Source organism: Streptomyces luteolifulvus (assembly GCF_008806595.1).
GTDB lineage: Bacteria > Actinomycetota > Actinomycetes > Streptomycetales > Streptomycetaceae > Streptomyces > Streptomyces luteolifulvus.
In genome coordinates, this window is record NZ_VZRB01000044.1 from 29,395 (window position 1) to 49,963 (window position 20,569).

19 protein-coding genes are annotated in these 20,569 nt (G+C 69.4%); 5 read left to right on the plus strand and 14 right to left on the minus strand.

The window, feature by feature from the left end:
- Positions 1-43: 43 nt before the first annotated feature.
- From F7R91_RS36860 to F7R91_RS36895, 8 genes are all read right to left on the minus strand, one after another.
- The gene (locus F7R91_RS36860; protein ID WP_331000696.1) at positions 44-1,048 is read right to left on the minus strand and encodes a hypothetical protein; all 1,005 of its coding nucleotides are present in this window, start codon (positions 1,046-1,048) and stop codon (positions 44-46) included.
- A gap of 76 nt (positions 1,049-1,124) precedes the next feature.
- On the minus strand, positions 1,125-1,955 hold the full coding sequence (locus tag F7R91_RS36865; protein ID WP_150957493.1) for a thiopeptide-type bacteriocin biosynthesis protein: 831 nt from the start codon (positions 1,953-1,955) through the stop codon (positions 1,125-1,127).
- A gap of 20 nt (positions 1,956-1,975) precedes the next feature.
- Complete coding sequence (locus F7R91_RS36870; protein ID WP_150957496.1) at positions 1,976-3,223, minus strand: lanthionine synthetase C family protein; 1,248 nt, start codon at positions 3,221-3,223, stop codon at positions 1,976-1,978.
- Positions 3,220-6,123, minus strand: coding sequence for a lantibiotic dehydratase (locus F7R91_RS36875; protein ID WP_150957498.1), 2,904 nt, complete (start codon positions 6,121-6,123; stop codon positions 3,220-3,222). The genes F7R91_RS36870 and F7R91_RS36875 overlap by 4 nt, the downstream gene beginning before the upstream one ends.
- Before the next feature lie 83 nt (positions 6,124-6,206).
- Positions 6,207-6,389: an FxLD family lanthipeptide gene (locus F7R91_RS36880; protein WP_150957501.1), complete on the minus strand. Its 183-nt coding sequence runs from the start codon at positions 6,387-6,389 to the stop codon at positions 6,207-6,209.
- Positions 6,386-7,663: a methyltransferase, FxLD system gene (gene fxlM / locus F7R91_RS36885; RefSeq protein ID WP_150957503.1), complete on the minus strand. Its 1,278-nt coding sequence runs from the start codon at positions 7,661-7,663 to the stop codon at positions 6,386-6,388. The genes F7R91_RS36880 and fxlM overlap by 4 nt, the downstream gene beginning before the upstream one ends.
- 404 nt (positions 7,664-8,067) lie before the next feature.
- The gene (locus F7R91_RS36890; RefSeq protein ID WP_225320996.1) at positions 8,068-8,466 is read right to left on the minus strand and encodes a hypothetical protein; all 399 of its coding nucleotides are present in this window, start codon (positions 8,464-8,466) and stop codon (positions 8,068-8,070) included.
- A complete protein-coding gene (locus tag F7R91_RS36895) occupies positions 8,466-8,903 on the minus strand; it encodes an ATP-binding protein (protein WP_150957505.1) in 438 nt (145 codons plus the stop codon). The genes F7R91_RS36890 and F7R91_RS36895 overlap by 1 nt, the downstream gene beginning before the upstream one ends.
- A gap of 220 nt (positions 8,904-9,123) precedes the next feature.
- On the opposite strand from F7R91_RS36895, the gene F7R91_RS36900 reads away from it, so the two are divergent.
- Both F7R91_RS36900 and F7R91_RS36905 read left to right on the plus strand, forming a co-directional pair.
- Positions 9,124-9,906 carry an aminotransferase class IV family protein gene (locus tag F7R91_RS36900; RefSeq protein ID WP_150957507.1) on the plus strand — a complete coding sequence of 261 codons (783 nt, stop codon included), beginning with the start codon at positions 9,124-9,126 and terminating at the stop codon, positions 9,904-9,906.
- A gap of 12 nt (positions 9,907-9,918) precedes the next feature.
- Positions 9,919-10,830, plus strand: coding sequence for a formylglycine-generating enzyme family protein (locus F7R91_RS36905; protein WP_225320997.1), 912 nt, complete (start codon positions 9,919-9,921; stop codon positions 10,828-10,830).
- A 207-nt stretch (positions 10,831-11,037) separates the two neighbouring features.
- On the opposite strand, the gene F7R91_RS36910 is transcribed toward F7R91_RS36905, so the two are convergent.
- The 3 genes from F7R91_RS36910 to bagM form a co-directional block, all read right to left on the minus strand.
- Positions 11,038-12,123, minus strand: coding sequence for a prephenate dehydrogenase (locus tag F7R91_RS36910; RefSeq protein WP_150957509.1), 1,086 nt, complete (start codon positions 12,121-12,123; stop codon positions 11,038-11,040).
- Between the two features lie 187 nt (positions 12,124-12,310).
- A complete protein-coding gene (bagN, locus tag F7R91_RS36915) occupies positions 12,311-13,816 on the minus strand; it encodes a bagremycin/ferroverdin biosynthesis UbiD family decarboxylase BagN/FevL (RefSeq protein WP_225320998.1) in 1,506 nt (501 codons plus the stop codon).
- The gene (bagM, locus tag F7R91_RS36920; protein ID WP_150957510.1) at positions 13,813-14,454 is read right to left on the minus strand and encodes a bagremycin/ferroverdin biosynthesis UbiX family decarboxylase BagM/FevK; all 642 of its coding nucleotides are present in this window, start codon (positions 14,452-14,454) and stop codon (positions 13,813-13,815) included. The genes bagN and bagM overlap by 4 nt, the downstream gene beginning before the upstream one ends.
- Before the next feature lie 57 nt (positions 14,455-14,511).
- Between bagM and bagL the strand changes: the two genes are divergently transcribed.
- From bagL to bagJ, 3 genes are all read left to right on the plus strand, one after another.
- Positions 14,512-14,952 (plus strand): MarR family transcriptional regulator BagL/FevM, encoded by a 441-nt coding sequence (gene bagL / locus F7R91_RS36925; RefSeq protein WP_191971803.1) that lies wholly within the window; start codon positions 14,512-14,514, stop codon positions 14,950-14,952.
- A gap of 167 nt (positions 14,953-15,119) precedes the next feature.
- Positions 15,120-16,544, plus strand: coding sequence for a bagremycin/ferroverdin biosynthesis FAD-dependent oxygenase BagK/FevA1 (gene bagK / locus F7R91_RS36930; protein WP_150957513.1), 1,425 nt, complete (start codon positions 15,120-15,122; stop codon positions 16,542-16,544).
- On the plus strand, positions 16,541-17,899 hold the full coding sequence (bagJ, locus tag F7R91_RS36935; RefSeq protein ID WP_150957515.1) for a bagremycin/ferroverdin transporter BagJ/FevB: 1,359 nt from the start codon (positions 16,541-16,543) through the stop codon (positions 17,897-17,899). Before bagK ends, bagJ begins: the two co-directional genes overlap by 4 nt.
- A gap of 97 nt (positions 17,900-17,996) precedes the next feature.
- Here bagJ and bagI read toward each other — a convergent pair whose 3' ends face one another.
- From bagI to bagZ, 3 genes are all read right to left on the minus strand, one after another.
- Positions 17,997-19,001 carry an AfsR/SARP family transcriptional regulator BagI/FevR gene (gene bagI / locus F7R91_RS36940; RefSeq protein WP_331000697.1) on the minus strand — a complete coding sequence of 335 codons (1,005 nt, stop codon included), beginning with the start codon at positions 18,999-19,001 and terminating at the stop codon, positions 17,997-17,999.
- 156 nt (positions 19,002-19,157) lie between these two features.
- Complete coding sequence (gene bagH, locus F7R91_RS36945) at positions 19,158-20,081, minus strand: bagremycin/ferroverdin biosynthesis o-aminophenol oxidase BagH/FevF (protein WP_150957519.1); 924 nt, start codon at positions 20,079-20,081, stop codon at positions 19,158-19,160.
- 34 nt (positions 20,082-20,115) lie between these two features.
- A complete protein-coding gene (gene bagZ, locus F7R91_RS36950) occupies positions 20,116-20,484 on the minus strand; it encodes a bagremycin/ferroverdin biosynthesis copper chaperon BagZ/FevE (RefSeq protein WP_225321001.1) in 369 nt (122 codons plus the stop codon).
- Between the last annotated feature and the right edge of the window lie 85 nt (positions 20,485-20,569).

The following is a 20,569-nucleotide window of genomic DNA, read 5'->3' on the forward strand; positions in this document are numbered from 1 at the left end:
ACTGCGGCGAAGAGCACAGGGCGTAGCCTCCGACCGGGTGCGCTCAGACAAGCTTCCGGCGGATCACGCGATTGCTGGTCCGCAATGCCGCTGTGACTTGGCCGCGCAGTTCTTCCGGAAACCCCCCGGCGTCGAGCGCGCAGGCTTGGACGAGCGCACGGCATTCCTGCGCCTGATGATGGGCGGCGAGGGTTGTGAACAGTGGGTGCTTCAGAGCCTCCCGGGCGGCGTAGCCGCTGCTCGTCTTCATCGCCTGGCGGTGCAGTTCTGCGACGACCATGCGCGCGGCCGGGGCATCGGCAGAGTCGAGCATGTCCAGCATCGCGAGTCCGAGCCTTGTGTCGAAGACAGCTAAGTCGTCTTGGTCGGGGCGTTCGAGGTAGGCGGTCGCAAGGTGTTGCAGGGAGCGTCGCCATGGGCGTCCTGACGTGCGGTGGCACAGGACGGACAGGTGGTCGGTGACGGCCCTCTCCCATGCCTCTCCGGGCGCTGTCTCGGCCAGTAGCTTTCCGGCGGCGAGGCTGTTTCCGGTTGTGAGGGCGGCTAGGACGGCGACTTGGCGGCCGTCGAGCATACGGAGTCCGATGCCGCGTTGCGTCTCGACGTGAGCGAGGGCTTCGGCCCAGCGGCCGGCACTCGTCAGGGCTCGTGTGCCGTCGGCAAGGATGACGCTCCACAGCCAGGAGCGGACCTCTTGGCGGTCGTCGGCTTTTGCGACGAGGTCCACGGGGACAGCGACGTCCTCGACTTGAACGGGTCTCCCAATGGTCACGGCGTCGAACAACGCCAGGAGATGCCGGCGGCCGTTGTCCGATTGTCCAGCGCGGAGTTGAAGCCGTGCGAGGTTGACGACGGGTTCGAGGGCGCGGATCGCGGCCCTCGCGGTCAGAGGGGTGGCCTCAAGGTAGGCGGCGGCGTGTTGGTGGCACATCTTGCGGGCGGTGTTTGCGGCGCCGACGTCGGAGGCGATCAGTGCGGCCTGGTTGTAGACCGTGGAGGCCATGATCGGGTCGCCAGTCTTCGCCGCGGTCTCGGCGAGTTCGGTCAACTCCTGTACGCGCTGGGGCAAGGGGAGGCAGACAGGACGGGGGCGTGCGATGAGCGGGAAGCGCCGGGCTACGGCGTCAGGGAGATTCCACATGGTTCGCGGCGCTCCCCTCAGTGGTGGGGTCCGGGCCGAAGATGACGGTCTTTGCGGCTGACGAGAGGGTGGCCTGCATCGCGTAGGGCAGGCCGATCCGGTTCCAGGCGAAGAGCACGTGGTGGGCCAGGACGTCGCGCAAGCCACGGTGAAGCTGCCCGGAATCTGTGAGGTGGGCCAGTTCCCGTCCGGCGTCGGTGTAGGCCGTGGCCCATTGGGCAACGTAGGACAGGGGTCCACCCGCGCTCATCATGGACTCGCTGTTCACGGAGATCAGTCGGTGTACGGCGGAGAACAGTCGATGGCTGTCGCCCTGTTCGGTGCTCGCAGAGGGGGCGCGGTGGGCGCCGACTCTCGCCCAGACGTCGCCCTGCTCGTACCAGTCCAGCCCGGCGGAGCGCATCATGATGCTGCACAGCATGAGGGACGTCTCCCTTCGGTGTCTGCCGCCTTCGCCCTGGAACGAATCGAGCATGCTGCGGCTGTCGCGGTGGAAGAGACGGTGCGCGGACGCCATGGCTTCCGAGCCGCCGAAAGCATGGACCTCGGGCTCGTAGATGATCTCCGCCCACCCTGTGATGACCCCCTCGGCGATCAGCTCTTCGAGGCCCTTGCCGATGCGGTCGTGCCCGCCGGCGACGGGGAAGTATCGCACGCGCCAGCAGGGGCGTTTGCGGATGATGAACCACGCGGCGAGGACTCCTTCGTCTTCCGCAGCGCGTAGGAGCGGGGCGAGTCGGGCCAAGGCAGTGGTTTCGGCGCGTTCCCAGTCCGGAAACGCAACGTTGGCCTGGCACCAGGTGGCTGAATTCATGGGGCGGGTCTCCAGGGTGTTCACGCCAAGGCGAGGAAGGCGTCCCAATGGGGCGCTGGCGTATTGCCGGTGCCGAGGGTGTGAAGGGCGAGGGCTGCTCCGGCGGCTCCGTCGAGGAGTTCGGGGTTCTCACCGGCGTCAAGGTCGAGTGCGGTGGTCAAGCGGTCGGTCAGGCGTGGCAGCTCCGCTGTGATCTCGGGGGTGCCGGTCTCGGTGGCCATCCGCCACGCCGCTTGCAGCAGGCCGGCCATGCCGTGGCACAGCCCGGTCTCGGGGAGCTTGTCCAATTGGTGCCGGTCGCGCAGAGTGGCGATCATCGCGTTCTCGGCGGCCTGCACTCGTACCGGGTCTCGGAGGGCGAGGCCGGCCAACTGCTGGGCGCGGGCCGTTCCGCTGACTCCGTAGCACCAAGAGGGGCGGGGACGCAGGGCGGAGTGGACGTGATGGGCGGTTGCTTGCTTCATTGAGATGTAGCCCGGCCACCAGGGGGCCATCTGGTCGCCCTGGCGCCATTGGTCGGTCCAGACGCAGATCCGCTCGACTGCGTCGACGGCGCTGGGCATGTCCACCCCGCGCAGCAGGGCCAGGGACAGTGCCGACAAGGCGGAGCCGATGCCGTGGGCGAGTCCGAAGTTCCCATGCCCGCCCGGGTAGTCGGCGTGCGATGCACCAGTGGGCGCGACGTTCATCCACCACGGCGGCAGCCCAGACGGACCTGGCAGGGGCTCGGTCAGGCGCACCAGGTAGGCCAGGACGTCCTGGGTGATCTCGTGGTGGGGATGGCGGCTCAGGTGGTAGGAGGCCAGTCCGGACAGGCCCTGGATCAGGTCGAACTCCTCCATGGGAGGCCGCTCGGCGCGGTCGATGCGCTGGTGGGCCTCGGCCAGGCGGTCCCTGGTGACGGTGAGAGTTGCTGTGTCCAGACGCTGCAGGGCGTCCAGATACCGGTTCGATGCGCTGGCTGCGCAGTGTGTGATGAACGCGAGGGCGGGAGCACCGAAGTACATGTTCGCGTTGGCTGCCGCGCTCACTTCGCCGTGCACGGCCGTGGCCAGCCAGGTGTGGGCGGTGTCCCAGTCGCCGCGGCCGGTCCGGGCGCGCTCGATGTGCAGGAGGGCGATGCCCGCGGCTCCGCCGGCGAGCGACTGCGGCCAGGCACGAACGCCATCGGGTCGGCCGCGGGGCCACGCGGTGTTCGGCTCGGCTAGCGCGTGGGCCAGCCGGTCGGCGGTCGACAACGCGGCCCGGACCGGGACTGCCGTGGTCACGGTGTCCTCCTTGCTCGTGCCGTCCAGCTCAGGGCGGCAGCTCGGGCCAGGTGGAGATGTGTGCGTTCCTCGGGTAGTCCTGGCCCCCGCATCCGGACGTGGTGGAGGTGCAGGAGGTCCGGCAGCAGGTCGCGGGGGACTGCGGCCGCACTCTTGAGCGCGTGGCCGTAGGCAGCCAGTGCGACACGTCGTGCTGCCCAGGCTGTGGAGACGCGCTCGTCCATGCCCGACAGGCCGGTGTTCGCCAAGTCGACGGCTTGGCGGTAGACGGTGCGGGGCGGAGCGACACAGTCGGTTCGCGTGTGCTCGATGAGCCAGCGCATCGCCGAAGCATCGTCGCCCAGCAGGCCGGTGGCGATGTCCACCATGCTTGCGGCGGTCATCGCGCGGGCGTCCGGTGCGTCCTTCCCTGTCTGGGCGGCGAGTTGGGCCAGGACCGCGACGGAGTCGGCGGCGAAACACTGCTCGGCCGCGTCGATCGCTGTGGGGCCCCCGAACCGCGCGGTCTCCGGGTGGTGGGTCTCCACGCTGGTGTGGGTGATCAGGCCGCTCTGCTGGACATGCCGGGTCCACTCGCCGATCTGCTCGATGGTCGAGCCGAATGTGCCGGCTGCGCAGGTCAGTCGAAGGCGGAGATGGTCGTCAGGGTCTTGGTAGCGGACGAACCACCACTGGGGGTCGCCCAGTTCCTTCAGCAGGGGCGGCAGGTGCCGGGTCAGGAGTGCGTTCTGCCGGTCGCGGTGCCCGCGGAGTTGGAGGTAGATGCGGTTGCCGCAACCGGGCAGGTAGCCATGCTCCCGGCTGACGACGTGACCCCCTGCCCGGACTGGGGTCACCTCCTGGTGCGTGGCCAGAGGGATGACGACTTCGTGGGCGTGTCCACCGGCCCAGCCCAGCTCCTGGGGTGCCGGCGCGGGGTACAGCGTCACCGTGCTGTCGCGGTCGACGTGGGCGCGTAACAGGGCACGGTGCGACGGCTCCGCCAGGTCTAGAGCCATGGACTGGTCGGCCTCGCTCAGGTACACCCGCTCCGGTAGACACACGTCGCGGCGCCACTGGGCCAGCGCCTCGTCCCACTGCGGCCAGGGCGCCGACGCGACGGGTAGGTCATCATGGGCGAGGAGCCAGCGGGCCGGAGACAGGACCGTGCGTCCGTAGCGCAGTGCCGGCAGGAACGGCAGGCTGGACGCCGCGGTGCCCCACATGAACCCGGTGCACGGGACGGCCAGTGCGACGGGTGCCTCGGCCAGGAACCGGGCCAGTGGATGGGAGTGGTGGCCCAGGTCTACGGCGTTCAGCAGCAACGTGTGCACCGGGCGCCGACGGGAGAGCGAGACCAGGTGCAGCCGATCGGCGTCGGCGGTCACCGCGAGGTCCGTCAGGGAAAGGACGCTGGTGTCCGAGCCGTGATAGTCGCCGAGCGAGATCACCAGCTCGGTCGCCTGCGGGGCGCGCGCAACGTTCTCCGCACGTACGGACAACGGTGTAGAGCTGATCTGTGCGACGAGCGCGCCCCGATGTACGCCCGGCAACTCGGCGTACACCTTCGTCATGCGGCGGCGGTCCTCCTCGGTCAGGATGTGCAGGAGGCGGCCGGCGGTCGTTCCGGCCGACCGTGCCACCCCGACGACGTGAAGCGTGAACTCGCCCTGCTCCAGAGCCTGAACGTTTGCTGCGTCGATGCGGACGGTCACCTCTGTGCTCGGCTGGACGGGATGTCCAGGAGTTGTGGTTGACAGTTCCTCGATCGCGGCATCGTCGAGCTCGACCTCAAGGCGGCGCTGCAACTCGGCGGTGTGGGCGAGCTTGATGAGTCGGCTGTCGCGGCCGGGCAGCGGTGAGGGCACCAGCGCACTGGTGGATCCGAGATAGTCCGGTGGGTATCCGAGCGCCTCAATAGCGTCCAGGACACGAACAGCTGCCCTTGGCCCGTACCGCTCAAGGAACCGGCTGTGCCACTCGGTCCACCCGGTCAGTGCCGCTCGGGGTGCGAGACGGGTGAGCGCCTTGGCCGCCGCTGCTGCCTCCTCGGCCACGACCTTGGGCATGGTCAGGTCCCAGTCCAGCCGCAGGGCGAGCGCTGCCTCGGGGGCCTCCCGTAGTTCTGCTGTCTCAGTTGGCGCGAGATCGTGTGCGTGGGTGAGGAGGGCGGCGAGCGGGTCGGTGGCCGTCATTGCCGGACGGAGGCTGGTGATCAGGAACCGCTGGCTGACGAGGCCGGTGAGCAGCTTCTCGATCGTGGTCAGCGGCGCAGCTGGAAAACTGGCGGAGAGTTTCGCGGTGAGATCGCTCCACAGGATCGGAGTCCGCGCGCTGTCCAGGGCTTCGCGGAGCGGTTCGGTCACACGAATCTGCACATGCTCGGAAGCCCCGTCGGGCGTGCCGCTGGGGCGGTGCTCAATCACCACGTGCCCGTCGCGCTCGACGATGAGGCTGGAAGCGAGCAGCATCAGACGAGACCTCAGCCCGCTGTGCTTCTCGAAGCCGCCGACCACGGCCGTGATCCAAGCCGAGTCAGGCCTGGCGGTTGCCCGATGCTCAGTTCCCCTGCGCAGCGCCGGGGCGGTGCCGATTCGCGCTGCCGCGACCCCGGCGAACAGACCGAACGGAGTGGCGCGTGTGCGGGCCCGCAGCACGTAGCGCAGTACGGAGAGCACCATGCGGCGTACCTCGGGCTCCGGCAGCGACCGACCGACACAGACCTGGTCCACTCGACTCGCGAGGACCGGGCTCGCTGCGGTCACAGCGGTCGCGAAGTCGGCTGTCTGCCAGGTCTGTTGCAGCCAGGTCCGCCACGATGCCGTGGTCGCGTTCGGACCGGTCAGCGCCGGCCAGACCACCGGACGGTCGAAGCGCAACGCCGCCGCCCGTATCACGGCCGCGTCAACGTAGCGATACACACACCCCTCCTCTGGCCGCGGTGCCTGGCCGCTCCCAGGGAGCAGGCACGGCCAGGCACCGCGATAGACGCGATCAGGTTCGGCTACGGGCAGCTCGTGCAGGCGGACTGGCACGTCGTGCCGCAGCCGTCGTTCGTCAGACGGATGAGCTGGTCCGCGGCGGGACCGCCCTCGACGATCGTGATGTCCAGATCGAAGTCGCCCTTCGAGGGCTCCTCTCGCTCGACGACCGAATGAACAACCGGGCGCTCCAGCTGAACGGTCATGTATGCCTCCTTGGCAGTGTGTGGTGGTGCGAGGTACCGGGACCCGGCAGCGGGCCCTGGAGTCTTTGGTGCCAGGTCACCGCGACGATGCCGTGCCGCTTCGCCACGGTGCCCTGGGGCAGAGAGGACGGGACAGGACCCGGCAGGTACCGGATCTCGGCCGCTCCTCGGCGGCGGTGGTTCTGGGCCCAATACCGGAGCAGGTCCACGTACTGGTCCGCGAGGGCTTCGGCATCCGGACCGTGAGCGACCACGCCGCTCTCGAAGCCGCCGGTGTCCGTGGTCTCGCGGCGGGTGCGGTACGCGATGCTGTCCCCGCTGACCAGTGCCGGAACGCCGAGCAGGGCCGATGCTTCCACGAGCCCGCTGCCGACGACGTCCTGCGACGCGTGCAGCCGGGCCACGCCAGACAGATTCAGCGAGAGGTACAGCTCCAGTTCGTCAGGCAGGTCGTACGCGGCCCCCGACCAGTGCAGCAGCCTGGGCACGTCCAGCGCGCGGTTCAGTGCCTCCGTGTCCAGACGCACCCGATCGTCGTCGGTCTGCACGGCGACGCCGTCCCGGAGCAGTACCTTCCGTTCCTCCTTGGCGGCGCCGTCTCCCTGCATGGGAACGAAGCGCGCCAGACGGTAGGAGTGGCTCAGCAGACCCTCGCCGTCGCGGTCGAACGCAATCGAGCGGGTGGTGCCGCGCACAGTCAGCGGAACGACGAGTCGGCCGGTCTGCGTGAGCCCGCTGATCCAGGATGGAGGGATGTCCCAGGCGGCCGCGGTGACGATGATCCGGTCGTACGGCGCGCTGTCAGGGACACCGGTCTCGCCATCGGCAAGCACCGTCTTCACCTGGCCGTATCCGGCATCGTCCAGGCAATGACGGGCACGGTCGATGACGTCACGGTCGATGTCGACGGTGGTGACCACTCCGTCGCCGCCTACGAGTTCCTGGATGAGCGCAGCGTTGTAGCCGCCGGAGCCGATCTCCAGGACCTTCATGCCGGGCTTGATGGCGGCCTGCTCCAGCATCACGCCCTGAAGATGCGCGGCGGACATGGCACTGATGTCCAGGCCGTGCTCGTCCTTCTTGACCGGCACGGTGCTGTGGAGGTCGTAGGCGAGGTCCAGGAACGCTCCGGGCGCGAAGCGGTGGCGGGGCACCGCGGCAAAAGCGGCGGCGACGGGCTCGGACGTGATCGCGTCCTGGTCCAGGAGCGCGCGGACCATGCCCGCGCGTAGCTCGTCGGGGTCGCGAACGGTCGAGTCGTCTGTGGCAGTCATTCGGTTCCCTAACTTCTGGTGGGGGTGGTGCTTGCAGCGATCCAACTCAGACAGAGCCGGCGAGGACGCTGGTCAGGGAGCTGGCTCTGCAGGACGGATACGCGCCGCTGGAAGGGGAGGCCCTCGGACGCGCCCCAGCCATGCGCTGTGGTGGCAGCTCCTCATGGATCGATGGGGCCTGGGGAGAACGGCGCGAACGGTCTTGCCGGGGCCGTCGTGGTGCAGGAACCAGGTGAGCCGGGCTCCGAGCCGCGCGACGGGTAAGAGCCCCTGCAGCTTTTGCTTCACGAGCTCGGCAGCGATCTCGCAGTTCCGCTGTCCCATTGCTGCAAGAGCGACGGCACGGCGCTCCACTGTCGTGAGTGCGGTTGCGTGCGGCGGGAGTTGCGGACTTTCCAGAGTGCTCACAGGGCGTCGTCCCCCATCAGATCAAGGACCGAGAGGATGCCCATGGCGAATCGGTTGAGGTGTCCGAGGGTGCCCTCGGGACGGGGGTGCTCGGCACTCAGAAAGATCAGCCGTTGCATCTGCCGGAGAGGGTAGGGACGTAGGAGGTACGGCACGACCTCCACGAGCTTGGTGGTCGAGGTGCGGAGCCGTACCGCGATGGATGCCATGTCGTGTGGGGCTGGAGGCGCAAACTCACCAAGTACGGCATCCAGGCTGTCCCACAGCTGGTCGTCGATCCCCTCGTGGGCGAGCGAGCGGCGAAGAGAGCGGAGGAGCGCGCCCAGTGTCTCCTCGTCTTCGGAGGTCTGCTGGCTCAGCAGCTGCGTGGCGACGTCGACGGGCACGCGGACCATTAGCTGCTCCTCTCGGTTGTTGCGAGGGAGCACCACGTCGTCCTGCCGTCGTCGCTCACGCCCCACTCTTTCGAGACGGCAGACACGAGTAACAGCCCGCGGCCACTCTCGTCGTCCGCTGCGGCGGCCCGAGCTCTGGCCCGTGTCGAGCTACCGTCAGTGACTTCGATACGCAGCGCGTCGGCGAAGGGGGCGACCCGGAGGCCGACCGGTCGGCTTCCGCCGTGGCGGATCGCGTTGGTCACCAGCTCGGAAACCGCGAGCAGAGCGCTGTCGATGAGGTCTGCCATCCCGTGACATCGCAGGTAGGCCCTTGTGATCCGCCGCATGTGCCCGACACGGAAGTCCGCTGGCACGAAGGACACGTCGAAGCCGGGCGCGGCTACTCGCTTCGTGGCCGAAGCGGCCGGAGCGACGGCTGTCGTGGTCGAGGTCATCGAGCGGTCTCCCATGAGACTTGGGCGAAGGGTGCGCTGGAGATTCGATGGCATGGCTGATTGCACGCGCCTCCCTCCTTGCCGGTCACTGGGTGTGTTCGGTTGGTGACTAGCGAACAGCAGGATCAGGGGAGAGGGAATGAAGTTCTGATGAAGTTGACTCGTCAGTAATATGCTCTCGGGTGCCGCGTGCCGGGTCCGCCCTGACATGCTGGGCGGCATGGCGAAACTGAACGAACAGCCCGCAACAGCAGAAGACTTGCTTCCCCTTGCGCTGACGTCGTACGGGCACTTCACGTCGATGCGCGTCGACGTGAATCACCGCATCCGCGGGCTGTCTCTGCACATGGAGCGACTTGTGCGGGACAGCCGGATTGTGTTCGGCACGCCTGTGGACACCAGCCGCGTCCGCGACCTGGTCGCCAAGGCCCTGGAAGGGCGGGGCGGACCCTGCGTCGTCCGTGTCACGCACTTCGACCCGACGGTGGACATGGGCCATCCCGAGGAAGCCACCCAGCCGCAGATCATGGTGACTGTGCGCCCGGCCGGCGAACTGCCCCCGCCACCAATCGCCGCGATGAGCGTGCAGTACGAGCGTGACCTCCCCGAGGTCAAGCACTGCGGCCTCTTCGGTGCACTCCACGCTCGCCGCGAGGCACGGCTCAAGGGCTTCGACGACGCGCTGTTCTTCAGTCCCGACAACCATGTGTCCGAGGGCGGAACGTGGAACGTGGGCTTCATCGACGAGAACGGCACCGTTGTCTGGCCGGAGGGGCCGGTGCTGCCCGGTGTCACCGCGGCGTTGCTGCAGGAACGAACCGAGTACAAGGTCGCCCCTGTGGCCCTCGACGAGGCCAAGGCCATGCCGGTTGCCTTCGCCACCAACACCTCCATCGGTATCCGCGCCCTCTCGGCGATCGACGGCACGCCCATGGCGGTCGAGCACCCGGTGCTGAGCGTGCTACGCGAGACGTACCTGTCCGTTCCTGGTGAGGAGCTGTAGAAGGGGACCAGCATGACGGGGGTCATCAGGTGGACCGGACGTGAGGTACTGCTCCTGCGCACGGCCATGCGCATGACCGGGCGCGACTTCGCCGCTCTGGTTCCCGTGAGCCAGCGCCAGTTAGTGACGTGGGAAGGCCGGGGCGAGTCCATCAGTCTGCGCCCCGGCAACCAGGAAGCCCTGGACACTCTGCTCGCCCGCGCCGGGGGTGCAGCGCAGCAGCGGTTCGCGGCACTCCTTACCGAGCGAGCCGCCGTCGAGCACGACGAGCGCGCCGAGGAATTGCTGCGCCGTGATCCACGTGCCGTCAAGCATCCCGGGGACGGCAAGGTCATGGTCCGAGTCGAGGAGGGCATTTACCTGTCAGGCCCTGCAGACGCCCCCGTGTGGGTGGATGACTTCCACATCGATGTCTATCCGACGACCAACCTCGATTACGACCGTTTCGTACGCATCACGGGCCACCGGCCCCCGCGCCACTGGGCGGACGGCCGCTGTCCCGATGACCTGTTCGACCACCCGGTGGTGTGGGTGACATGGCACGATGCCAACGCGTACGCCCACTGGTGCGGCAAGCGCCTCCCCACCTCCCAGCAGTGGGAGAAGGCCGCACGCGGCACGAAGGGACGCAGTTACCCCTGGGGAGACGAGCCCACGGCCGCCAAGTGCAACGTTGCGGAGGCCGAGATAGGGAGGACGACTCCCGTAGCGCGCTATCAGTCCGGCGTCAGCCCGTACGGCGTGTTCGACCTGTGCGGGAACACCTGGGAGTGGTGCTCCACCGCGGAGGGGGGCGGCCGCTACGAGCTGAAGGGCTCGGCGTTCACTAGCCCGTTCGAGCGAGCGGCGCCCTCTTTACGGAACGCGGCGAACGCCACGATGCAGGACAATGACACCTCGTTCCGCTGCGTGAGCCGTCTGTAGTGAGCCGCCAGCGGCTTGGGACAGGTGGTCTTGTGGTCTGGCTTGAGCGGTGCCGACGGCCTGGACGGCGGGTGCGGCCGGTGGCGGGGAGGACTCCGAACACCGCCGCCGGTTCCAGCGTTGGTGCCTTGTCGGGACGTGGAGTTCCAAAGGCGTTCCACCGTGAGGTCGTACGACGTCTGGGGGGTCCAGCCACGACCCGCGCCGTCAGCGGCGGATCGACCAGCCGCGTTCGCTGAGGGCTGCGCTCAGGTCGGGGGCCGCCGCGGGGCTCACCATGAGCTGTACCAGGCCCGCCTGCTGGCCGGTCGCGTGGTCGATGCGCACGTCCTCGATGTTGACCCCCGCACGTCCGGCGTCCGCGAAGATCCGCGCCAGTTCGCCCGGCTGGTCGCTGATGAGGACGGCCACCGTCTCGTAGGAGGCGGGCGCCTCGCCGTGCTTGCCCGGCACCCGCACGCGGCCCGCGTTGCCCCGGCGCAGGACGTCCTCGATGCCCGCCGCGCCGCCGCGCCGCTTGGCCTCGTCGGCGGACTGCAGGGCTCGCAGCGATGCGACGGTCTCCTCCAGGTCGGTCGCCACCCCCGCCAGCACCTCGGCGACGGGACCCGGGTTGGCGGAGAGGATCTCGATCCACATCCGGGGGTCGGAGGCGGCGATTCGGGTGACGTCACGGATGCCCTGGCCGCACAGGCGCACCATCGTCTCGTCCGCGACCTCCAGCCGTGCGGCGACCATCGAGGAGATGAGCTGGGGCGTGTGCGAGACGAGGGCGACGGCCCGGTCGTGGGCGGCGGCGTCCATGATCACGGGCACGGCGCGGCAGAGCGCGACCAGTTCGAGGGCGAGGTTCAGCACCTCGGTGTCGGTGTCCGGCATCGGGGTGAGCACCCAGGGCCGGCCCTCGAAGAGATCGGCGCTCGCCGCGAGCGGGCCCGAACTCTCCTTGCCCGCCATGGGATGCGTGCCGAGGTACGAGCAGAGATCGAGGCCCAGGTCCTCCAGCTCGCGCCGGGGCCCGCCCTTGACGCTGGCGACGTCGGCATACCCGCGCGCCACCCCCGCGCGCATGGCCTCGGCCAGCACGGAGGCGGTGTGCGCGGGAGGCACGGCGACGAGCGCGAGGTCGACGCGGCCGGGCGGCGGCTCGTCGCTGCCGGCGCCGAGGGCCACCGCCGTCCGGACCCGGTCCGGGTCGTGATCGGCCAGATGGACGGTGACGCCGCACCCGGCGAGCGTCAGGGCCGCGGACGTGCCGATCAGCCCGGTTCCTATGACCAGGGCCGTCCTCATCGGACGCCGTCCTCGGACCGGACTGCCGCGTCGCGGATGAGGGCTACGAGCCCTTCGTGCTGCTGCTCAGTGTTCACGTGCTCCATCCAGATTCGGAGGGACCCTTCCCCAAGACCGCGCCGGTCCGACGGCGGGCCCGGCGTCCGCTGGTGCGCACGCCGTGGCCCGCCCCGGTCCGGGTGGAGCGTCAGTCGTCCCAGTGCTCGAGAACCCGGCGCCGGATGTGCTCCGGATACGCCTGGGCGAAGGAACTGTGCGGGAGCCGGCCCTCGCCCGGTGCGGGCAGCAGCCCGTCGTGGAAGACGATCGGGCCGGACTGGGCGGCGCGCTCCTCGTGCGTGTAGCAGTTCAGCAGCGGGTGGACGAAGCCGTACCACGCGTCCGCCCGGTTCAGAGGGTGGATCCGGGTGGCCAGCGCCCACAGCAGGTCGGTGTCGTCGGCCGGGTCGATGTCGTCGTCCAGGACGAAGGTGGCCGCCGTGGCACGACCCGAGTGGGACTCGGAGAGCACCTTGCCGATCCGGTGCGTGAGTTCGGCCGAGTCGACGTGGGGCAGCCGCTCCCGCCAGTCCTGCGGGACGGTGACCACCATCCAGTGCGACGCCGCGCGCAGCGGCGACCAGGCGGTGGTGACGGGCAGTCCGGCGGCGCGCAGCTCCGCCAGGACCTCGGCCGCCTGACCGACGCCCGTCACGGTGTGGAACTCGTCCACCGGCCGGCCCTCGGCCACCAGCGGCCAGATCGGGTCGTCGCGGTGGGTGATGGCCTCGACCGTGTACACCGGCTGCATCGACGTCTCGGTGGAGCCGTATCCCGCGAACTCGCCGAACGGCCCCTCCCGCGCGTCGCGGCCGACGGACAGGTGCCCCTCGATGACGATCTCCGCGCCCGCGGGTACCTCCAGGTCCACCGTCTCGCACCGCACGACATCGACCGGTTCGCCGTGCAGCGCCCCGATGTAGCCCGCCTCGTCGACCCCCGGAGGCAGCGGAACGCCCCCGACGAACGGGATGGCCGGGTCGCCGCCCTGCACGAGCGCGTACGGCATCGGCTCGCCGATCTTCACCCACTCCTGCCAGATCATGCCGATGTGCTGCGCCGGTATCACCAGGCCGGTCATGTGCTTGCCGTCGATCAGCATGATGCGGGCGATGGACCAGTTGGTCCACCGGCCGTCCGGCGTCCTGGCGACGATGATCCCCCAGGTGTTGGCGTAGGGGCCGCCGTCGAACTCGTGGACGCGGGGCACCGGGAAGCGGTCGAGGGTGGCGTCGTCGCCCAGCAGCACGTTCTGCTTGCAGAGAGCGTCCTCCCGCGCGACCAGCCGAGGGGGCACGGGCTGCACGTCGCGGGTGCGGGCCAGGTGGTCGACCAGTTCGGCCGCGGTGGTCTCGGCGGGCAGTCCGACGGACAGGGCGACCCGGGCCAGCGGCCTGCCGGGGGCGGCGCTGAGCGCGGCGGGCGCCCCGAGCAGCCGGAAGCCCGGTGCGACGCCCTCCACGTTCTCGAACAGCGGGGCGGGCGACTGCCGTTCGCAGGAGAGGCGGCTGATCGCGGCGGCCTCCAGGTCGGCGCTCACCGGCCGCGTGACGCGGTGGAGGTCGCCGAGAGCCTCCAGCGTGTCGAGGTAGCGGCGCAGTTCGCCGAACCGGATCACCGGCCTGGTCGTGGGGTCGGTCGTGGGGCTGGTCATGAACGGGCGCTCCTCTGCTTCGTGCCGTTGTGGCGTGCCGTGTGGGCCGTGAGGCCCGCCCGCCCGGCCGGCGGCCGCGGGAAGCCGTCCCAGCGCCGGGCTCCTGCGACCTCGAGCCCGAACTGGTCGAGAACGCGCACGACGATGTGGTCGACGATGTCGTCGACCGACTCCGGCCGGTTGTAGAAGGCGGGCATGGGCGGCACGATCGAGACGCCCATGCGGGCGAGCTCCAGCATGTTCGCCAGATGGATCTCGTTGAGCGGGGTCTCCCGCGGCACCAGTACCATCCGGCGCCGCTCCTTGAGCGTCACGTCGGCGGCGCGGCCCAACAGTCCCTCGGCATACCCGGCCCGGATGCCGGCCAGCGTCTTCATGCTGCACGGGACGATCACCATGCCGTCGATGGGGAAGGAGCCGGAGGAGATCGCGGCCCCCTGATCGTCGGGGGAGTAGGTGACGTCGGCCAGCGCGGCCACCTCGCGGGCGCTCAGGCCCGTCTCCAGCTCCACCGTGGCGCGCGCCCAGCGGCTGAGCACCAGATGCGTCTCCACCTGCGCGTTCTTGTGCAACTCGGTGAGCAGTCGCACGCCCAGCACCGCGCCGGTGGCGCCGGTCATTCCCACGATCAGCCGCATCCTGTCCCCGTAATCGTCCGTGTACGGAATATCCTTCTACTGAATATACTGGTCGTCATGACGAACACAAGCCCTAAGCCGCGGCCACAACTGGAAGAGGCGCTGCCGCATCAGCTGCGCCGGGCCGGGCAGGCGTGGACGGCGCTGTGGCAGCAGCGCCTGCCTGACCTGACCAGTCCTCAGTTCGCGGTGCTGCTCACCCTGGACGACCACGGCAGCCTGGACCAGTCCGCGCTGGGGGCCCTGGCGGCCGTCGACCGCTCCACGCTCACCGTCCTGCTGGATCGCCTGGAGGAGCGCGGTCTGGTGACCAAGGAGATGGACCCGGCGAATCGCAGGCGCCGCATCGTCGCCCTCACCGGCACGGGCCGCCGGCGTCTGGCCGAGGCGGTCGAGGAGGCCGCGCAACTGCACGCGCGGGTGGAGGACCTGCTGGGCGAGAAGCGGATGCGGCAACTGGTCGAGATGCTCCGCGTGATGGGTGACATGCCGGTGTAGTCCTCCTGCGGTGCGTGCGGACCCTGGCGGCCGGAATCCGGGCGGCCGGAATCCAGGCGGGTCCGCACCGCTGAGCCCACTTCCCCTCAATAGAGGGATGGGCCCTCCGAGTCGGCGCTGGAAGTGTGATCAGCGAACCGACTGGCTCCGCCTGGGAGGGCTGACGCATGTACAGACCGGCAACCGTGCAAAGGCTTGCCGGCCGCCTTTCCGGTCCGGTACTGGGGCCCGGGGACGACGGATACGCGGCCGAGGTCGCCGGGTTCAACCGGGTCTTGCAGCACCGGCCCGCGATGGTTCTCGGCGCACGGGACGCAACGCAGGTGCGCAAGGCCGTCGCCTTCGCGGCCGAGACCGGACTGCCGACGGCGGTCCAGGCGACCGGCCACGGCCCCTCGCGCGTCACCGAGGGGACCGGACTGCTCATCAACACCCGCCGGATGACCGGAGTGACGATCGACCCCGTCGCCAGGCTCGCCCGGGCCGAGGCGGGCGCGCGATGGCACCAGGTCGTCGACGCGGCCGCCGCCCACGGACTCGCCCCGCTCAACGGATCCTCGCCGCTGGTGGGGGTGGTCGGCTACACCCTGGGCGGGGGACTGGCGCTGCTGTCCCGCACGTACGGCTTCGCCGCCGACCACGTCACCGCGGTGGACATCGTCACCCCCGACGGAGTGCCGCGCACCGCCACCGCGCAGCGGCACCCGGACCTCTTCTGGGCGCTGCGCGGCGGCAAGGGCAACTTCGGCGTGGTGACCGCCGTCGAGTTCGGGCTCGTTCCGGTGACCCGGCTCTACGGCGGCGGACTCTACTTTGCCGGTGACACCGCCGCCGAGGTGCTGCACGCCTGGCGGTCGTGGACCGAGTCCGTGCCGGAGGAGACCGCCTCCTCCCTGGCGCTGCTGCGGATGCCCGACCAGGAGCCGATCCCGCCCTTCCTGCGCGGCGGGCTCGTGGTGCACGTCCGCATCGCCCACCTCGGCCCGAGCGACGAGGGGGAGCGGCTGGTCAAGCCCCTACGCAAGATCGCCCCGACGCTCGTGGACACGCTGGGGGAGATGCCGTACACCCGCTTCGCGGACATCCACAACGACCCGGCCTTCCCGGTCCCCTACGACGAACGCTCCGTCATGCTGCGCGAGTTGGGCCCGGACGCGGCCGACGACCTGCTCCGCATCGCCGGCCCCGGCAGTGACTGCACGGACCTCGTGGTCGAGCTCCGGCACATGGGCGGCGCGCTCGGCCGGCCGGCCGCGGTGCCGGCCGCGGTCGACCACCGGGACGCCGCGTACTGCCTGACCACGCTGGGGCCGCCCGGCGGGCGGCCGGAGCACGTCGTGGACGGCATGGCGCACCGGGGGACGGGCCGCAGCCATCTCAACTTCCTCGCCGGGCCGGGGACCGCCCGGCTGGCCGAGCGGGGCTACGTGCCCGCCGACTACGCGCGGCTGGGCGAGATCAAGGCCCGGTACGACCCGGAGAACCTCTTCCGGTTCAACCACAACATCTCGCCGCGCGGGAAGAGCCTTCGACCACCCGAAGACGCCGACTTGGCGCACCTTATGAATCCTGGAAGGGATGACTCTCGATGACGACCAACAGCGTGGTGCAAGCCCCACCGCGAAGCGCACCCGGTGCGGGTTTGACCGGGCTCAGGCTCGGAGCTCTCTTCGGTCCCGTGATCTTCGGAGTGACGGCCGCGGGCGTGGCGTTGCCCGACGTCGCGATGTCGATGGAGGTCCGTCCGGCCGTCGCCGGCTGGGTGCTGACGGCGCACGCCCTCGCGCTCGGCGTGGGCACCGCGTTCTTCGGGCGGCTCTCCGAGAAGTGGGGTGTGCGCAACACCCTCCTCACGGGAGCTCTGTTCCTGGCCGTCGGCGCGGTGCTGTGCCTGGTCGCCCCGAACTTCGGCACTTTGATCGCCGGCCGGTTCGTCCAGGCGGCGGGCTCCGGCGCCATCACCTCCAGCGCTCTCACGCTCGCGTCGGCGGCGGCGCCCGAACACCGTACGAAGATCTTGGCGATCTTCGGGGCGTCCATGGCGCTCTTCTCCTCCACCGCCACCCTCATGGGCGGCATGGTGACGGACTGGATGCACTGGCGGCTCACCCTGGTGCTGCCGGCGCTCTCGCTGCTGCTGGTGCCCTTCTGCCTGGAGCTCGCGGCCACCCGCCCGGGCTACGGCAAGGCCGTCGACGTGCTGGGCGGCGTCCTGCTGGGCACCAGCGCGACCTCGCTGCTCCTGCTCATCCAGGCGTCTTCCCTCGACCTCGACACCCCGCTGGTCTTCGCGCTGGCGCTGCTACTCCTGCTGTCGGTGGCGGGCCTGGTGATGCACATCGGCAGGCGGCCCGACGGGTTCCTCCCGCGTGAACTGGCCACCGACCGGACCTTCCTGGTCTCCGCGATGATCGGCGTGGGCGGTTACGCCGGGCTGTTCGCCGCGATGTACGCTGTGCCGCAGATCCTCACCGTGCAGTACGGCTGGGGCGTGTTCAAGATCGGCGCCTGGCTGCTGCCGGGCGCGGTCGTCGGCGCGGTGGCCGCCCGCGTGGCCAGCAAGCTCACCGTCGGCAAGGGCGGCAGCCTGCTGCTGGCCGGGACCGCCGTGAGCTGCGCGGTGTTCCTGGGGATCGTCGGCCTCGTCGACGGCGGCATCGTCGTCATGCTGATCGGCACGTCGATGGGCATGGCGACGTTCGCGGCCACCCAGGTGCTCACCACCGCCGTGCTGTCCAGCCGTCTCGAGCCCGCTCAGCGCGGCGGCGCCATGGGTGTGCTCAACCTGCTGTTCTTCGTCGGCGGCGGCATCGGCTCCGCCGCAGCCGGAACGCTCTCCGAGCACATGGACCTCACCAGCGCGCTCGCCGTCGTCGCGGCGCTGCCGCTGCTCGCGGGTCTGATCGCCCTGATGCTCCCGCCCGCCCGGGCGCAGCAGGAAGCCTGACCAGGCTGCGTACGACAGGGGGCCCGTCCCGTGGGACGGGCCCCGTTCGTGTCGGCGAAGACCGGGAATCAGGGGAGGGACGTTGTCGTACGCCGGTTCAGGAGGCCGCGGCGCCCGGATCGGTGTCGTTCAGATCCAGCCACAGGGACAGGACCCGCCGCAGCCCGTCGCGTTCGACGCGGAGCAGGTCGTTCTCCTGACGCAACCGCTCCAGCGGTCCGGCCGTGACGGTGTTCGGCGAGGCCCGCGAGAGCAGTGCGACGCCGGCCGGACAGCTCTGGTGACCGTGGGAGCGAGGGGCAGCGGGCGGCGCCAGTGCGTCCGTGGCCGGCGGCGCCGCCGAGGAGAGCCGCCCGACCAGGATCGACTGGTGCAGGAGGTGCAGGTCCCGGGCCGGCTCGATGCCGAGATCCTCGGAGAACCGCATTCTGACGGTGCGGAAGGTCTCCAGGGCGTCCGCCTGGCGGCCCGAGTGGTACAGCGCCAGCATCAGCTGGGCGCAGGCGCGCTCCCGAAAGGGGTTCTCGGTGACGAAACCGGTGAGAGCGCCGATGATCTGCTGATGCCTCCCCAGCTTCAACGCCACGTCGAAGTACTCCTCCTGCACCGTCAGCCGGTCCTCGTGGAGCCTGACGACGAGCGAGGCGAGCGCCGAGCTGTCGAGGCCCGCCGTGACCGGTCCGCGCCAGAGTGCGAGCGCGGACTGCAGCAGCTTCTCGGCGCGCTCCAGTTGGTTGTCGCGGACCATGGCCCGCCCCTGGGAGACCAGCCGCTCGAACGTGAACAGGTCCAGGGCGTCGTCGTGCACACTGATCCGGTAGCAGGACGGGTGGGTCTCGATCACGCTGTCGCGCTCGCTGCCCCTGAGCAGGCGGCGAAGGCCGGAGACGCAGATGCGGATCTGTCCGTGGGCGGACGCGGGCGGCTTGTCGTCCCACATGGCATCGACGAGCCGGTCGAGGCTGACCATCTGATTCGGCTGCAGAAGCAGTGCCGCCAATAACTTCTGCCTGCGGGTCCCGCTTATTTCGATTTCTTCCCCGCCGTTCGTCACGAGCAGCGGGCCAAGTATTCGGAATGCATAGTCGGCGCACATATCCATACCCCCGGTAGTGATGTGCGAAAATTGAAGCGCGGGCGAGTGAACGCCCGTAACCGTGCCAATACAGTTGCCATCGGCATCACGGGAATGTCGATGGCAACTGTCGTCCGCGCACAGGCGGTTGTGCAAACTATTTCCTCGTCCCCCTAGGAAATACTATTCGTAGCGGTAGAACTTCGTGTGATCCAGCAGATCGGCCGGTGTCATGGAGTACCAGGGCGCGAGCTTGGTGTGCAGCGAGGGGACGTCCGGGTGCTCTTCCACCGGCAGGTACTGCGGAACGTCCGGGTGCTGCTGCTGCCAGATCGACCAGGCCTTGTCGAGGAAGCAGTGGTGCATGAAGAAGATGGGGTCGTTGGGCGACCCTATGTACAGCATGTGGCCGCCGACCCAGGTGTGACCGGCGCCGTGCAGCTTGCCGAGATTGGCCTCGTAGGGGAACTTCGCGTACCCCTCCAGATGGTTGCGCAGGGACTGCGTCTCGGTTCCGTAGCCGGAGGTGTAGTTGTACGGCGGAGTGTCGTACGTGGGGATGGCGAGAGTGTCCTCCAGCTCCTTCGACGTCGGCAGGTTGGGGTTCGTGGTGCCGAAGTCGCGGACCAGGTAATCCCGGTCGTCCGTGGTGTAGTGGCCGTTGAACGCGGGGTGCTCGTCGCCGACCGGGACCACGCTGATGTTGAGCTTCCAGCCGTTGCAGCGGGCGAACGGGCCCGTCATGACCTTCCCGTCGCCGGGTCGGCCGTTGCCGCCCATGAAATCGTCGGCCCACAGCGGCGAGTCCAGGCTCTGGTCCTTGGTCCAGTCCCAGTAGGGGATGGTGACGGTGGGGTCGAAGCGCTGGAGCGCCCTCTCGAGGATCAGCAGGTACTGGCGGTGCCACGGGAACAGGCCCGGGCTCATGTGACCCCAGCGCTTGCCGACGCCGCCGTCCTTGTCCAGGTAGTCGCCCGAGTTGATCTCTATGTGGATCCGGACCAGCTCGTCGTAGACACCTGTCTCCTTCACCCGGAGCAGCGCACGGATGAAGCGTCTTTTCTCCTTGGCGGTCATGTCGAGGTGGTTCTTGCGAACGGGAACCATCGGCTTCTTCCTTCTCGGTTCTCTCGCGGCCGGATCAGGCATGGTGGCCGGTGGACGGCAGCAGGTTCGCCCCGCGCAGCTCGTCGACGGCCTGGCGGCCGGCGGCCAGCGGGGTCGGCTCGAACCGGTAGTGGCACATCGCGCTGAGGTAGGCGCCCTCGCCCATCTTCATGAGGTGCAGTTCCTTGCCGTCGATGTGCACCTTCTCGGTGCTCTTCGACACGGTGATCGTGCGGCCCTTGTACTGCTCGGTGTACAGGTCCCCGGACTCCTCGGCCGCCTGGGTGACGGCCGCGTCGTCGTTCGCAGCGGCCCAGCTGTTGCCCGCGTGGATGACGGCGGCGGGCGCCGCCGCGACCGCTGCGGCGCCGGCCATGCCCTTCATCACGTCCCGTCGTTTCACTCTGTGTCCTCCCGATTGACAATCCACCAAACAGTGGTACGCGTCCCCGCCAGCCTTTCAACGGGATATATCGGCGGGATATCGC

What these genes read in the sequence shown, in the direction of transcription:
- F7R91_RS36865 (WP_150957493.1), bottom strand. Translation starts at nt 1,955, where the DNA reads ATGAATTCAGCCACCTGGTGCCAGGCCAACGTTGCGTTTCCGGACTGG.
- F7R91_RS36880 (WP_150957501.1), bottom strand. Translation starts at nt 6,389, where the DNA reads ATGACCGTTCAGCTGGAGCGCCCGGTTGTTCATTCGGTCGTCGAGCGA.
- fxlM (WP_150957503.1), bottom strand. Translation starts at nt 7,663, where the DNA reads ATGACTGCCACAGACGACTCGACCGTTCGCGACCCCGACGAGCTACGC.
- F7R91_RS36890 (WP_225320996.1), bottom strand. Translation starts at nt 8,466, where the DNA reads ATGGTCCGCGTGCCCGTCGACGTCGCCACGCAGCTGCTGAGCCAGCAG.
- F7R91_RS36895 (WP_150957505.1), bottom strand. Translation starts at nt 8,903, where the DNA reads ATGACCTCGACCACGACAGCCGTCGCTCCGGCCGCTTCGGCCACGAAG.
- F7R91_RS36900 (WP_150957507.1), top strand. Translation starts at nt 9,124, where the DNA reads ATGGCGAAACTGAACGAACAGCCCGCAACAGCAGAAGACTTGCTTCCC.
- F7R91_RS36905 (WP_225320997.1), top strand. Translation starts at nt 9,919, where the DNA reads ATGACGGGGGTCATCAGGTGGACCGGACGTGAGGTACTGCTCCTGCGC.
- F7R91_RS36910 (WP_150957509.1), bottom strand. Translation starts at nt 12,123, where the DNA reads ATGAGGACGGCCCTGGTCATAGGAACCGGGCTGATCGGCACGTCCGCG.
- bagN (WP_225320998.1), bottom strand. Translation starts at nt 13,816, where the DNA reads ATGACCAGCCCCACGACCGACCCCACGACCAGGCCGGTGATCCGGTTC.
- bagM (WP_150957510.1), bottom strand. Translation starts at nt 14,454, where the DNA reads ATGCGGCTGATCGTGGGAATGACCGGCGCCACCGGCGCGGTGCTGGGC.
- bagL (WP_191971803.1), top strand. Translation starts at nt 14,512, where the DNA reads ATGACGAACACAAGCCCTAAGCCGCGGCCACAACTGGAAGAGGCGCTG.
- bagK (WP_150957513.1), top strand. Translation starts at nt 15,120, where the DNA reads ATGTACAGACCGGCAACCGTGCAAAGGCTTGCCGGCCGCCTTTCCGGT.
- bagJ (WP_150957515.1), top strand. Translation starts at nt 16,541, where the DNA reads ATGACGACCAACAGCGTGGTGCAAGCCCCACCGCGAAGCGCACCCGGT.
- bagI (WP_331000697.1), bottom strand. Translation starts at nt 19,001, where the DNA reads ATGGATATGTGCGCCGACTATGCATTCCGAATACTTGGCCCGCTGCTC.
- bagH (WP_150957519.1), bottom strand. Translation starts at nt 20,081, where the DNA reads ATGGTTCCCGTTCGCAAGAACCACCTCGACATGACCGCCAAGGAGAAA.